Raw genomic sequence first — 14,595 nt, 5'->3', positions numbered from 1 at the left:
AGTACCCCATTTGGTGTGCTGGAAACTGCACGCGACCGCCAAAACTGAAACGATAAAGACACCGACTTGTCTCCGTGCCTTTATATATTCTAGCTCGCTGGACGTGGTGGCAAGCCAGCGTGTGAGCGCATTTTCTCATAGAGAGCAGCTGCAATTGGCTCATAGTTTTCATCGAAGTGATGACCGCCAGCGAGCTTCATCAGATCAGCGCCTTTGAGTTCTGGCGCGGTACAAGCAGTATCGTCTTCTTCCTCGCCGTAAACACAGACCACGCGATCAAGCGGGATGGTTGAGATGGCTGGCACGACATCTTTGTCCCCATCCATTCCAAGCCAGCCTTCAATGGAAACCTGAAAAGTCGTCGTTGTTTCTACGCCCAAGAGGCCAATCATCTTCGTGCGATCTTGCATGGCCGGGTCCAGATATTTCCACGCGAAGGGAAAGGTATCTGCGCCAAACGAATAGCCCAAAACCGTGACTGGAAGTTTGTTTGTCGGATCAGCTTTCTGGATCATGGCTGTTGTATCACGCGCAATTTCTTCAGGCGTCCGCTCTGACCAGAAATAGCGGAGTGAGTCGACGCCGATAACGTGAACGCCATTTGCTTGCAGCCATTCGCCAATGGATTTGTCGAGATCGCGCCAGCCGCCGTCGCCTGAGTAAAACACCGCAACCATTTCAGCCTTTCCACCTTTGGCTGGAAGGTCAACGATAGGCAGTGCTTCGTTTTTGGCGTCCTGATCCGCCATGGCAACCACATTGTCGACCGCTATCTTCATACGAGAGGCGAAATCCGGTCCGGATTGCAAGACGGCTACTTTTTTCTGTCGTGCTTCCAATGGATTGTTGACTTGCGAGCCTGCCGGGCCAATCACAAGCGTTGGTGCAGGCATTTTCGCATCATATTCATAAGTGAAACCACCGCCCGGGGCTTTGACGGCGTCCGCTTCCTCCGTGCAAGAGGGCAGCCGGGTTTTTGCCGGCGTTGGGTCGAGAGCGATTGCACCGGCAATCGTGGCATCCGGAGAGTCGGAGGCAGCAGCATAAGCAATTGTGGCGCCCTGTCCAATGCCGGTAACAACCGGATGGAAGTAGACATCCAGATCCAGTCCGCGCAGCGCTTCCTTAGCAATGGCTTCAAAGTCAGAGTCGAGATAATTGCACTCACCGTCTTCCTTATCGAGTGCTGCCCGCCACGGGCCGAGTTCGACCGGAAGCACGATGATGTTTCGGGCAAGCATCGCATCCATATAGCTGCGCTCATTATCGCCGATGCCGTTTTCGTCGCTCAGCAATATGGAGAGCCCGACCGGATCTCCTTTCGGCATATAGACCGGAATGTTTGAAAGTCGCTCTGCACTGGCATGGATGACGGGCTCGTCAGCATTGAAGAACTGTGCCCAATGACGAGCGATCTTGCCCGAATGCATTGCAGCATAAGCACCTGCTGCACCAAGCAGCGCCAGTCCGAAGACTGTCAAAAGAATGCGTCGCTTCTTCATTTGCGGATAAACTCCAGAGGGCTGCCATTAATCAGGGTTGTTGCATCGATAAGCGCACGCGGTGTTTCGAGACCACCAGGACAGACCATATAATGCGGTGTCCAGACGGGATCGAATTTTTCCTTGAAGGCTTTCAGGCCATCAAAGTGATAAAGATCAGCGCCGCGCCTGTAGATGAATGAGCCGAAGCGATTCCAACGTGACGCCAGTCTGCTTCGGTTTAGGCCAGAGAGCGGTGCGGCGCCCAGATTAAACCATTTGTAGCCCTGATCTTTGCTATACATGAGCAGTTTGGCAAAAAGTGCGTCCATCAGCAACTTATGCACGTTCGGCATGTAACGCATGAGATCGACGGTGATTTCGTATTTGTCGGCTCCCCGCCAAAGATTGGCAAAGGCGACAATCTCACCGTCTTTTTTGAGAACGGCAGCATCGAAGCGCTTCATATAATCATCGTCGAAATAGCCAAGCGAAAAGCCTTTTTCGCTGCCAGACTTATGGTCCAGCCATGCGTCAGAGATTTCGCGCAGGCGTGGCACGAGTGGCGGCACGTCTTTCACGTCAATGACTTCAAAACTTAGTCCGTCTTTATCAACTTTACGATCCGCATAACGGAAGGGTTGCCTGCGCGGACCTTCCAAAGAAAAGTCTGCAAGGTTTACGCGCGCAACTTCGCCCAGCTTGAGGGCAACAAGCCCCATATCAAGAAATAGCGGCAGGCTTTGTGGACCAACTCCGTAGAATACTGTTCGAAGCGCCATTTTGTCAGCAAGAGTGTGGAATGCCCATGCGAGGTCTTTGCCGCTTTGCGCCGCGCCGATCGGCTCACCCAACGCAATTAAACTACCGCCTGATTGGGCATACATGATGAAGGCGCTGTCGTCGGGTGCCAGCAAGAATTGCTTGTCACCCAGCATAGCGAGTGCCGCATCGGTATGCGGACATTCCGCGACGAGTGTTGGAACTGCATCGGGGATTGAATAGTCGCGTTTGCGTTTACGCTGGCTATGACGGTTGATGATTGAATGCAGACCAAATGCTGCGACAACTGCAAAGACCAGAACTGTTGCGCGCAGGAAGCGCGGCGCATTATCGTTCCACGCGAAATCCCACCATAAATTGTTGGAGTATTCGACATGGCGATAGACGAAGAAACCGAGCCATGTCGAGACAATCACCGTCGTGCCGACTGAAGCAATCCAGCTCCAGCTCAATTCAAAGGGGCCAGAAATAGGACGCCTATAAAAAGAGTCCCGAAACCCCCAAAGAGCCAGCGCAAAGACGCAGAGAATGCTTGCTTCTTCCCAGTCCAGGCCCTTCGAAATCGAGAAAACAGCACCAAACAGAAGAAGAACGATAGCCGCAATCCATGCGCGCTCAAGGCGTTTGAACAAGCCACGTGCGACAATGAGCAGAGCAACGCCAACAAGACTTGCGGCAAGATGCGATGTCTCTACAAAAAACTCTGGAACAAGGCCCGAAAGGATTTTAACACGATAGCGCATATCGGGTGTTGCGCCCGACACCAGCAGGATAATGCCGCCAAGGAAGATAATGCTGGCGGAAAGCCCTGGTATCAGCGGCTCGACAAGGCGTTTTGCAAATTTCGCTTGTCGCCCAAGCATTTGCCTGCGGCGCATCGCTTCCCAGATGAGCAGGCCAATCGTCGAAACTACGAGCGGCATCACTGTATAAATGACGCGGTAGGCCAGCAGACCGGCAATCGCCTGCGGATTATCGCCAATCCCCAGACCCGCGATGATGGTCGCTTCAAAGGCACCAAGACCGCCCGGCGCATGACTTGCGATACCAAGAACAATCGCAATTACGTAAACGAGTGAGAAAACTGCGAAGCTTGGAACAGCATCCTGAGGCATCAGAACGTAAAGCGTTGCTGCCGCAGCACCAACATCGACGAGGCCAGCGAAAATTTGGGTGATAGCGCCCTTTGAGTTTGGCAATCGCAGATTTATTGAGCCGATGCGCAGCGTACGTTGTCCATGGGAAAGCCAGTAGATGAGCCAGGCGATCCCACCCAGAATAATAATACCCGCGAAGATATCAATTCGGGGATCAATAGTCGAAATCCACGGTACATCCTGCGGATCGATCAGAAGGGCGGCCCCTACCATGATGATGAGCGCAAACCAGATTGCAAACCATGAGGTGCCAACGATCTTGCCAATGTCGGCGAGACTGATACCTTCCGCTGCATAAATACGGTAGCGAAGTGCCCCGCCTGTCAGCAGCGAAAAGCCAATGGCGTTTGAGATCGCATACCCGGCGGCACCCGCAACCGCAGCGATACGGCGGGGAATCTGATTGGGTGCGATGGTGTCGACTGCAACGACGTCGTAAAGTGCAACTGCTGCATAGCTGAGCATCGTAAACAGGACCGCAAGGCCGATGATGGTCCATGGCATTTCATGGAATGCATCAAGCGTCTCTTTGCGCGAGGTGTTTTGAAGTAGATTACCGAGAACATAAATCGCCAGCAGCGCGATTGCGATGCCCGCGATTGGAAACAAAAAGTGCTGGTACCGTTTCAGCCAGCCGAAAGATGACCTCTTTGGGGGCTGAGCTGAAGAAGGTTCTTTATCGTCAATTAAGCTCATCGGAGCGCTGTCCAGTCTGGAGCAATCTAAAATCTGGCAAATGATCCCGCTTTGGGGCGAACTTGTGTTCGAATGATATGCGGTATTAAAAATATTTAAATTAATGTCGCAGCAGCGTTATAAGGCCAGTAAACTGCGGTCACCGCAAGTGCTCTGGACAAAACAAATATTTTTCAGGTTTGTTCAAAAACAAATGAATAGAGTAATTTATCTGTATCAGATAAGAACCGATTTATGTGAAGAATGAGGTTTTAGTGCTTAGTGTTTCTTATTTAACAGCAGCCGGGGCAGGGGCATTGTCATTTCTTTCGCCCTGTGTATTGCCGTTGGTCCCGCCATATCTTTGTTACATGGCAGGTGTAAGCGTTGAAGATTTTCGCGCGGAAAAAGAAGCGCGAGTCGCTGCGGCACCAAACCATCGCCGCTCACTTGCTTTTGCAGCTATTTGCTTTGTTCTTGGCTTTACCACTGTTTTTGTAGCCCTTGGTGCCGGTGCATCATCGATTGGCGCATTCCTGCGTATGTGGCAGCAGGAAATCGCAATGGTTGCAGGCATTGTCATTATACTGATGGGCCTCAACTTCCTCGGCGTTCTTCGCTTTTCATTTCTTTCGCGCGAAGCGCGTTTTCAGGCGCGTAGTGCACCTGCAACGCCATTGGGCGCTTATGTCATGGGGCTGGCTTTTGCCTTGGGCTGGACACCGTGCATCGGTCCGGTGCTGGGGCCAATTCTCACTTTAGCAGGCGGTAGCAGCACTGTCGGTGAAGGCGCTGCACTGCTGGCAGTCTATTCGCTTGGCCTTGGTATTCCGTTTTTGATTGCTGCACTTTTCTCTGGTGCATTCATGCGATTTTTGTCGCGCTTCCGTGTGCATCTCGGCAAGGTTGAGAAGGTGATGGGTGTGCTTCTAATCCTTGCCGGTATTTTGTTTCTGACGGGCGGGATGCAGTCTTTCTCATTCTGGCTTCTTGAAACGTTCCCGGCATTGGGCAGACTTGGATAACGAGCCGTAAGCTTCCATATACGCTTTGATGCTATTGAGCAGAGAAGCCTTCAATCATTCTGGACGATAAAATGACCGACCGTACCTGCCTTTCCATCGTGCTTGCCGCTGGCGAAGGCACACGTATGAAATCGAACCTGCCAAAAGTTCTGCATCAGGTGGCTGGCCTGCCGCTGGTCTCTCACGTGGTCAAAGCTGTGCAAGGTACCGGCAAAAGCGACGTAGCGCTGGTCGTTGGACGTGGTGCTGATGAAGTACGCGGCGCTGTTGAAAAAGTTGCTGATGCTGTTTCTGCTTTCGAGCAGAAAGAGCGGCTTGGTACTGCGCACGCAGTTTTGGCCGCACGCGAAGCGATTGAACGCGGATATGATGATCTGCTGATCGTATTTGGCGATACGCCGCTGATCGAAGCGCATTCATTGCAGGCCGCACGCAATAAGCTTGCGGGAGGCGCAGATGTTGTCGTTATCGGTTTCCGTCCTGAAAGCCCGCACGGTTATGGTCGTTTGATTGAAGAGGGCGGCAAACTTGTCGCCATTATCGAAGAAAAAGAAGCAACCGACGAGCAGAAGGAAATCGGCTTCTGCAATGGCGGCTTGATGGCAGTTCGGGGTGCGCACGCACTTTCATTGCTCGATGCGGTTGATAACAAAAACGCCAAGGGTGAATATTATCTCACTGACATCGTCGCTCTCGCCCATGGCAAGGGCCTGAATGTTGTAGCGATTGAAGTGCCGGTCGATAATGTGATTGGCATCAACAATCGCGCAGAGCTTTCTGTTGCGGAAAACATCTGGCAGAATCGTAAGCGTCAGGAAATGATGCTGGCCGGTGTGACGTTGATCGCTCCTGAAACCGTGTTCTTCTCGCACGATACGCTGGTCGAAGCTGATGTAATTATTGAGCCGAATGTATTCTTCGGACCAAACGTGCATGTCGCATCGGGCGCGTTGATCCATGCTTTTTCGCATATTGAAGGCGCAAAGATTGGTGTCAACGCAGAGATTGGACCGTTTGCGCGCTTGCGTCCCGGTGCAAATCTTGGCGAAAAATCAAAAGTTGGCAATTTCTGCGAAGTGAAAAATGCAGAAGTCGGCAAGGGCGCAAAGATCAACCATCTCACCTATATCGGCGATGCGGTGGTTGGAGCATCCAGCAATATCGGCGCAGGTACGATCACCTGCAATTACGACGGCTATAACAAGTATAAAACCGTGATCGGCGAAAACGCATTTGTTGGATCCAACAGCTCGCTTGTTGCGCCGGTATCAATTGGCAACAATGCCTATATTGCGTCTGGTAGCACGATCACGGATGATGTGCCTGCCGACGCTTTGGCTTTTGGTCGCGCACGACAGGAAACGAAAGAAGGTCGTGGAAAGCTGCTGCGTGAGAAGTACGCTGCCATCAAAGCGGCTAAAACGGCAAAGAAATAAAAGACCATTGGATGACAATAGCGGCAATCCTCCGGGTTGCCGTTCTGCTTTATAAGTTTTAAATCGCAGCTATATGCGTGAATCTTGGATTTGGAGCACTCTATGTGTGGAATTATCGGCATCATCGGCAATGACGAAGTTGCACCGCGTCTGGTTGATGCGCTGAAGCGGCTTGAATATCGCGGCTATGATTCCGCTGGTATTGCTACGCTGCTGGGTGGAAAGCTTGACCGCCGTCGCGCGGAAGGCAAGCTGGTCAATCTGGAAAAGCGTCTGGCAGGCGAGCCACTTCCGGGCGTGATTGGCATTGGCCATACCCGCTGGGCCACACATGGCAAGCCTGTTGAGCGCAATGCGCATCCGCATATCACGCCACGGTTGGCTGTGGTCCATAACGGCATTATCGAAAATTTTGCCGAACTGCGGGCTATGCTTTCAGCTGAAGGCTACAAGTTTGAGACCGAAACCGATACCGAAGCTGTTGCACATCTCGTGACCCGCGAACTGAATAAGGGCAAATCGCCAGTTGAAGCCGTACGCGATTGTCTGCCATTGTTGCAGGGTGCTTTTGCTCTCGCTTTCCTATTTGAAGGCGATGAAGAAACGCTGATTGGTGCCCGTCAGGGACCACCACTGGCCGTTGGCTATGGTGACGGCGAAATGTTCCTCGGCTCTGACGCTATTGCGCTCTCGCCGTTCACCGATACGATTGCTTATCTTGAAGATGGCGACTGGGCCGTGCTGACCCGCAAGGGCGTGACCGTCTATGACGAGAACAATGTAGAGGTTGAGCGCGCAATTCAGAAGTCGCAGTCAGCCAATATGTTGGTCTCGAAGGGCAATCACCGTCACTTCATGCAGAAAGAGATGTTTGAGCAGCCGGAAGTGATTTCGCACACGCTTGCCAATTATCTCGACTTCACCACCGGTAAGGTGCGTCCGGAAGCAGTCAGCATAGATTTCAGCAAGATTGATCGCTTGACGATTTCTGCCTGCGGCACAGCTTTTTATGCAGCTTCTGTTGGCAAATACTGGTTTGAGCAGATCGCACGTCTGCCAGTCGATAGCGATATTGCTTCGGAATTCCGCTATCGCGAAATGCCGCTTTCAAAAGATTCGCTCGCGATGTTTGTTTCTCAGTCTGGTGAAACGGCTGATACACTTGCATCGCTGCGTTACTGTAAGTCACAGGGTCTGAAGATCGCTTCTGTGGTGAATGTCACAGGCTCGACTATTGCCCGTGAATCGGATGCCGTGTTCCCGACGCTTGCCGGTCCTGAAATCGGTGTTGCATCGACCAAGGCTTTCACTTGCCAGCTTTCAACAATGGCGTCGCTTGTCATTGCTGCTGCAAAAGCCCGCGGTACCATTGATGATAAGCGTGAGCAGGAGTTGGTGCGGCAGCTCTCGGAAGCGCCGCGTTTCATCAATCAGGTTCTGAAGCTTGAAGACCAGATTGCAGCAGTTTGCCACGAGCTGGCCAAGGTCAATCATGTGCTTTATCTCGGTCGCGGAACATCCTTCCCGCTGGCTATGGAAGGCGCGCTGAAGCTCAAGGAAATTTCTTATATCCATGCTGAAGGCTATGCGGCTGGCGAATTGAAGCACGGCCCGATTGCGCTGATCGATGAAACCATGCCGGTTATTGTCATTGCGCCGTCGGATCGTCTTTATGAGAAGACCGTTTCCAATATGCAGGAAGTGGCTGCACGCGGCGGTCGTATCATTCTTATCACCGATAAGAAGGGCGCTGCTTCCGCGAGTATTGATACGATGGCGACCATTGTTTTGCCTGACGTGCCGGAGTTCATTACACCGCTGGTTTATGCTCTGCCAATTCAGATGCTCGCCTATCACACAGCATTGCTAATGGGGACTGATGTCGATCAGCCACGCAATCTGGCGAAGTCGGTGACGGTAGAATAAAAACAGAAATGGCCGCAGCGATGCGGCCATTTTGTTATCCAGCGCGTAGCAACCGGATCGCCTCATCGCGTCCAAAGAGATAGAGCAGTACACGCAAAGCCTGACCGCGTTCACTTTCAAGATCGGGATCGCTCGCCAGAATGTAACGCGCATCTTTGCGGGCGATCTCCAGCAGGTCACCGTGTGCTTCAATCGAAGCAAGGCGGAAACCCGGCGTGCCTGATTGACGGGTGCCGAGCAATTCGCCTTCGCCGCGCAGTTTCAGGTCTTCTTCAGCAATGCGGAAACCATCTTCCGTTTCGCGCATTACTTTGAGCCGCGCCTGTCCAATTTCACCAAGCGGACCTTTATAAAGCAGAAGACAGGTGGACGGTTTGTCGCCACGACCAACGCGTCCGCGCAGCTGGTGCAATTGAGATAGGCCGAAACGTTCCGCATGTTCGATGACGATGATCGTTGCATCCGGCACATCGACGCCAACTTCAATGACGGTCGTTGCAACAAGAAGCCGCGTTTGTCCTTGCTTGAAAGCGCGCATGGCGTCGTCTTTTTCTCCACCACTCATGCGGCCATGAATGAGGCCGATCTTGTTACCAAACACCGGCTTCAGCGATTCAAAACGTTCTTCGGCAGAAGTCAGTTCAACAAGTTCGGATTCTTCCACCAATGGACAAATCCAGTAGATTTTCTGCCCTTCTTGAATCGCTTTCCGAATGCGCTCAACGAGTTCGTTCATTCGCTCCATTGGTAGAATCGCCGTGGTGATTGGCTGTCGTCCAGCTGGCTTTTCGGTAAGCTTGGATACATCCATATCGCCAAAGGCAGTCAGCACGAGTGTGCGCGGGATCGGCGTTGCCGTCATAACCAGCATATCAGGTGCGGTGCCTTTGGCTGTCAGCATCAAACGCTGATGCACACCAAAGCGATGCTGCTCATCTATAATAACAAAGACGAGATCGTGATATTCGACTTTTTCCTGAAAAAGCGCATGTGTGCCGATGATAATATCGACTTCGCCACTTTTCAGGCCTTCAAGTGTCGCAATGCGGTCTTTGCCCTTATCGCGGCCAGTGAGCAGAGCCACTTTCAAGCCTACTTTTTCAGCCAGCGGAGCAATCGTCGCAAAATGTTGTCGCGCCAGCACTTCTGTGGGCGCCATCAATGCAGACTGCCCACCGGATTCAGCTGCATGTGCCATTGATAAAAGGCCAACGATTGTCTTGCCCGAACCCACATCCCCTTGCAGCAGTCGTAGCATGCGTTCTGGTGATTTCAGATCAGTGATGATCTCACGAACTGCCTGATCCTGACCTTTGGTAAGCTTATAGGGCAGATGGCGCATGATTTCAGTCACAATGCGGCCAGTGCCGTCAAGCGGACGCCCTGAAAGTCGGCGCGTTTTGGCTCGCACCAGTGCCAAAGCAAGTTGTCCGGCCAAAAATTCGTCATAGGCCAACCTGCGCCGTGTGATGCCTTCAAGCGCTATATCGCTCGGGTCTTCCGGCAGATGCATCGTATTGAGTGCATCTTTGAAAGCGGTAAAGCGCTCCCGCGAAATCAGCGGCCCATCGATCCATTCGGGCAGAACAGGCACGCGGGTGAGTGCTTCTTTCATCGCGCGACCAAGCGTTTTCGATGAAAGTCCGGCAGTTAGCGGGTAAACCGGCTCAACCATCGGCAGATTGGCCGCATCCTCTAAGCTGGCGATATAATCGGGATGCACCATTGAAGCGCGTCCGTTAAACCATTCAACCTTGCCTGAAACGATGACAGTTTCGCCTTCGGGCAACGTTTTTTCAAGCCATGGCAGTTGCGCATGGAAAAAGGTGAGGACGATTTCGCCAGTATCATCATGTGCGATCACACGATGCGGGACATTGCCTTTTCCGCGTGGTGGAGGCTGGTGCTGATCGATTTTCACTTCCAGCGTAACAATTGCGCCTTCCTGCGCAAAAGCGATGCCGGGGCGATTGCGCCGGTCGATAACGCTGTTCGGCGGCAGAAACAGAAGCTGGCCGACTTTGGGTTCAGCTCCCGGCACGTCTGTGCCCAAAAGTTTGCCAAGCAAAGCTGCCACTTTCGGGCCAATACCAGAAAGCGAGCGGACGGAAGCGAAAAATGGATCAAGCACAGACGGACGCATAGCAGGAGCATTAACTGCTTTGCTTTTCTGCGCAAGCCTTTGAAATAGTTTTGTACTATTTTTGTTCTTATTGCGGAAACGGGTTCCCACTTTCGTTCGAGATGCTATATACCGGCGACATATTTGTTAATGGAGCGCTCAAACAATGACTGGCAGCACACTTGCGGCAGGAAAACTTGATGTAAGGCGTCGCAAGCTTCTGTTTCGCGCATGGCATCGTGGTATGCGCGAGATGGATTTGATCCTTGGGCAATATGCCGATGAATATCTTCCAACCTTCACCGATGCACAGCTGGATGAGTTTGAGCAGATTCTTGAGGTGCTCGACCGAGATCTTCTGAAGTGGGTGACAGGCGAAAGCGAAACACCAAAGGAATATGATACGCCGCTGTTCCGAGACATCATCGCATTCCGTGACCGCATAGAATTCTGAGAATAAGTCCCATGCCCGTATTCAGCAAATTTGGTCTTAAAACCGGCCCGAGCGTTAAAAATGGCAAGCATATCGTTATCGACGGCGTTGCCGACGGTTTCGAGGCTTTTTGTCTTGCGCGTTTGGTCGAAGAGATCGGAGAACGCGGGCCTGTCTTGTATATTGTGCGCGATGGCCAGCGCATTGCTGATCTGGAACAGGTGCTGAACTTTGTTTCGCCCGATCTTCCTGTGCTGCATCTACCAGCATGGGACTGTCTGCCATATGATCGTGTGTCGCCGGGGGCTGATGCATCGGCGCGCAGGCTCGCAGCACTGGCTGCTTTGGCATCGCTCAAGAAAACGCCGCATCCAGCTGTCATTATCACAACTGCCAACGCTATTCTGCAAAAGCTGCCACCACAGGCGGCAATCGCCGAACAGGTGATTTCCGCCCGCCCTGGTAATCAGCTCAATATGAATGATCTGAGCGCACGGTTGGAGCGCAATGGTTTTGAACGTGTTTCGACTGTGCGTGACATTGGCGAATATGCAGTTCGCGGTGGCATTCTCGATCTTTATGCGCCGGGTTCAGAAGAGCCGCTGCGGCTGGATTTCTTTGGCGACACACTCGAAACAATTCGCGCGTTCGACCCCGCATCGCAGCGCACCACAGGTTCACGTAAGGAATTCGTGCTTCAGCCTATGAGCGAAATTTCGCTCTCGCCGGATATGATCAGCCGTTTCCGCAAGAATTACGTTGCGATGTTCGGCGCGCCGCAGCGCGATGATGCGCTTTATCAGGCGATTAGCGAAGGCCGCCGCTTTGCAGGCATGGAACATTGGTTGCCACTGTTCTATGACAATCTCGAAACCATTTTCGATCATGCGGGCGACATGCCGGTGGTGTTCGATCATCTGGTGCACGAAGCGCTGACTGAACGTCATACGATGGTCGTCGATCATTTTGAGTCGCGTCTGCGACAGTCCGAAGGCAAAGAGCCGGGCAGCGATGCCGTCCCGTATAAGCCGGTTAAGCCGGAAGCGCTTTATCTGACGCCCCGCGAAGTTGAAGCAATTGCAGAAACGAATGGTTTGCGGATTGATCTGACACCGTTCGGCACGCCGGAAGTCTCAGGCTGCACGGTTGTTCATGCTGATGTGCACAAGGGGCGCAGCTTCGCGGAAGAGCGCGCTGCGACCGATGTGAACCTGTTTGAAGCGGCGGTTAAATACATCGCTGATCTGCGCGTGGCTGGCAAAAAAGTGTTGATTGCCGCATGGTCGGAAGGTTCGCTGGATCGTCTTTTGCAGGTGCTGGACGAGCATGGTCTTGAAAAGATCGAGACGGTGGATCGACTTTCAACGGTCAAAGCACTGTCGCGTGACAAGATCACGGCCGCGGTTCTGGCTGTTGAAAGCGGCTTTGATGCAGGCGATCTCGTTGTCGTTGCCGAACAGGATATTCTGGGCGATCGCCTTGTACGCCGTTCCAAACGCCGCAAGCGCGATCAGGATTTCATCTCGGAAGCGGCTTCGCTTTCGGCTGGCGATATCGTGGTTCACGTCGATCACGGTATTGGTCGCTTCATCGGTCTTAAGACAATTACGGCTGCCGGTGCGCCACATGATTGTCTTGAAATTCATTATGCGGGCGATGATCGGCTGTTCCTGCCAGTTGAAAATATCGAGCTGCTCTCTCGCTTCGGATCGGAAGGATCGGAAGCAGTTCTTGATAAGCTTGGCGGCGGCGCATGGCAGATGCGCAAAGCCAAGCTTAAGAAGCGCCTGCTAGAGATTGCCGGTCATCTGATCCAGATTGCAGCCGAACGACAGATGCGTGGCGCGCCGGTTATGCAGCCACCGGAAGGGCTGTATGCGGAGTTTGCTGCGCGTTTCCCTTATGACGAAACCGAAGATCAGCTGCGCGCCATCGATGCCATCACCGACGATCTGGGTGCAGGCAAGCCAATGGATCGTCTCATTTGCGGTGACGTTGGCTTCGGCAAGACGGAAGTTGCATTGCGTGCTGCTTTCGTTGCGGCCTTGAGCGGCTTTCAAGTGGCAGTCGTCGTGCCGACCACGCTTCTGTCGCGCCAGCATTTCAAGACTTTCTCGACGCGTTTCCATGGTCTGCCGGTCAATGTCGCACATGCATCGCGTCTTGTTGGCACCAAAGAGCTGGCTGCTACGAAGAAGGGCCTTGAAGATGGGACAGTTGATATTGTGGTTGGCACCCATGCACTGTTGGGCAACTCCATCAAGATCAGAAACCTCGGTTTGCTTATTATTGACGAAGAGCAGCATTTTGGTGTGAAGCACAAAGAACGGCTCAAGGAACTGAAGTCGGACATTCATGTCCTGACACTTTCGGCTACGCCTATACCGCGCACATTGCAGCTGGCTTTGACAGGCGTGCGCGAGCTTTCACTGATTACCACGCCGCCTGTTGATCGTATGGCTGTGCGAACCTTTGTGTCGCCGTTTGATCCGCTGGTGATCCGCGAAACTTTGCTTCGCGAGCGCTATCGTGGCGGTCAAAGCTTCTATGTCTGCCCGCGCATTGCCGATCTCACAGAGATCGAAGAGTTCCTGAAGGACCATGTGCCAGAACTGAAAGTGGCCGTGGCGCATGGCCAGATGGCGCCGGGTATGCTCGACGACATCATGAATGCCTTCTATGACGGGCAATATGATGTGCTGCTGTCGACGACCATCGTGGAATCGGGCCTTGATATTCCGACGGCCAATACGATGATCGTGCATCGCGCCGATATGTTCGGTTTGGCGCAACTTTACCAGTTGCGGGGACGTGTTGGCCGCTCCAAGCAGCGCGCCTTTGCGCTGTTTACCTTACCTGCTGGTCGCACACTGACAACGACTGCCGAGCGCCGCCTCAAGGTTCTGCAGTCGCTCGATACACTTGGCGCGGGCTTCCAGCTCGCAAGCCATGACATGGATATTCGAGGGGCAGGCAATCTGCTTGGTGAAGAACAATCCGGTCATATCAAGGAAGTGGGCTTCGAGCTTTATCAGCAAATGCTGGAAGAAGCTGTTGCCACGCTTAAGGGTACGATCGAAGTTGAAGACAGCCAGTGGTCACCACAGATTGCGATCGGTACGGCTGTGATGATTCCAGAAGCCTATGTGCCGGATCTGCAATTACGTCTTGGGCTTTATCGTCGCCTGGCCGATCTCGCTGAGCCGCAGGAAATTGATGCATTTGGTGCAGAGTTGATCGACCGTTTCGGCCCGATGCCGGAAGAAGTGCAGCATCTGCTGAAAATCGTATATATCAAAGCACTCTGTCGCCGCGCCAACGTCGAGAAGCTCGATGCAGGTCCAAAGGGTGTAGTGATCCAGTTCCGCAATGCGACGTTTAACAATCCGGTCGGGCTGGTGAAGATGATCGGTGAACACGGTTCTATGGCCAAAATCCGGCCCGATCAGAGCATTGTTTTCATTCGGGATTGGTCCACGCCTGAAAAGCGACTGAATGGCTCGGCAGTTATTATGACTCAACTTGCGAAGATTGCGGCGGGTTAACCCGCCGTTGAT

Annotated in this window: 8 protein-coding genes; 5 read left to right on the top strand and 3 right to left on the bottom strand. The window is 52.9% G+C overall.

Annotated features, from left to right (window positions below; all coding sequences use genetic code 11):
* Positions 1-89: 89 nt before the first annotated feature.
* A complete protein-coding gene (locus RI570_RS17180) occupies positions 90-1,502 on the bottom strand; it encodes a virulence factor family protein (RefSeq protein WP_313829854.1) in 1,413 nt (470 codons plus the stop codon).
* Positions 1,499-4,117 carry a bifunctional lysylphosphatidylglycerol flippase/synthetase MprF gene (mprF, locus tag RI570_RS17175; protein WP_313829853.1) on the bottom strand — a complete coding sequence of 873 codons (2,619 nt, stop codon included), beginning with the start codon at positions 4,115-4,117 and terminating at the stop codon, positions 1,499-1,501. Before mprF ends, RI570_RS17180 begins: the two co-directional genes overlap by 4 nt.
* Positions 4,118-4,371: 254 nt before the next feature.
* On the opposite strand from mprF, the gene RI570_RS17170 reads away from it, so the two are divergent.
* The 3 genes from RI570_RS17170 to glmS all read left to right on the top strand — a co-directional run bounded on the left by RI570_RS17170 (position 4,372) and on the right by glmS (position 8,483).
* Entirely contained in the window at positions 4,372-5,121 is a 750-nt protein-coding gene (locus tag RI570_RS17170) for a cytochrome c biogenesis CcdA family protein (RefSeq protein WP_313829852.1), read from the top strand.
* Positions 5,122-5,192: 71 nt separating this feature from the next.
* Positions 5,193-6,557, top strand: coding sequence for a bifunctional UDP-N-acetylglucosamine diphosphorylase/glucosamine-1-phosphate N-acetyltransferase GlmU (glmU, locus tag RI570_RS17165; protein WP_313829851.1), 1,365 nt, complete (start codon positions 5,193-5,195; stop codon positions 6,555-6,557).
* Between the two features lie 102 nt (positions 6,558-6,659).
* Positions 6,660-8,483, top strand: coding sequence for a glutamine--fructose-6-phosphate transaminase (isomerizing) (gene glmS / locus RI570_RS17160; RefSeq protein ID WP_313829850.1), 1,824 nt, complete (start codon positions 6,660-6,662; stop codon positions 8,481-8,483).
* A gap of 34 nt (positions 8,484-8,517) precedes the next feature.
* Here the strand turns inward: glmS and recG are convergent, their stop codons facing one another.
* Positions 8,518-10,626 (bottom strand): ATP-dependent DNA helicase RecG, encoded by a 2,109-nt coding sequence (recG, locus tag RI570_RS17155; protein ID WP_313829849.1) that lies wholly within the window; start codon positions 10,624-10,626, stop codon positions 8,518-8,520.
* 145 nt (positions 10,627-10,771) lie between these two features.
* Between recG and RI570_RS17150 the strand changes: the two genes are divergently transcribed.
* Positions 10,772-11,059, top strand: a complete 288-nt coding sequence (locus RI570_RS17150) for a succinate dehydrogenase assembly factor 2 (RefSeq protein ID WP_313829848.1) — start codon at positions 10,772-10,774, stop codon at positions 11,057-11,059.
* 11 nt (positions 11,060-11,070) lie between these two features.
* A complete protein-coding gene (gene mfd, locus RI570_RS17145; protein ID WP_313829847.1) occupies positions 11,071-14,583 on the top strand; it encodes a transcription-repair coupling factor in 3,513 nt (1,170 codons plus the stop codon).
* The last annotated feature ends 12 nt before the right edge of the window (positions 14,584-14,595 follow it).

The sequence above is a fragment of the Brucella pseudogrignonensis genome (genome assembly GCF_032190615.1).
GTDB lineage: Bacteria > Pseudomonadota > Alphaproteobacteria > Rhizobiales > Rhizobiaceae > Brucella > Brucella pseudogrignonensis_B.
Note: the sequence above shows the minus strand (reverse complement) of the source record. Positions and strands in the feature narration are given on the sequence as shown.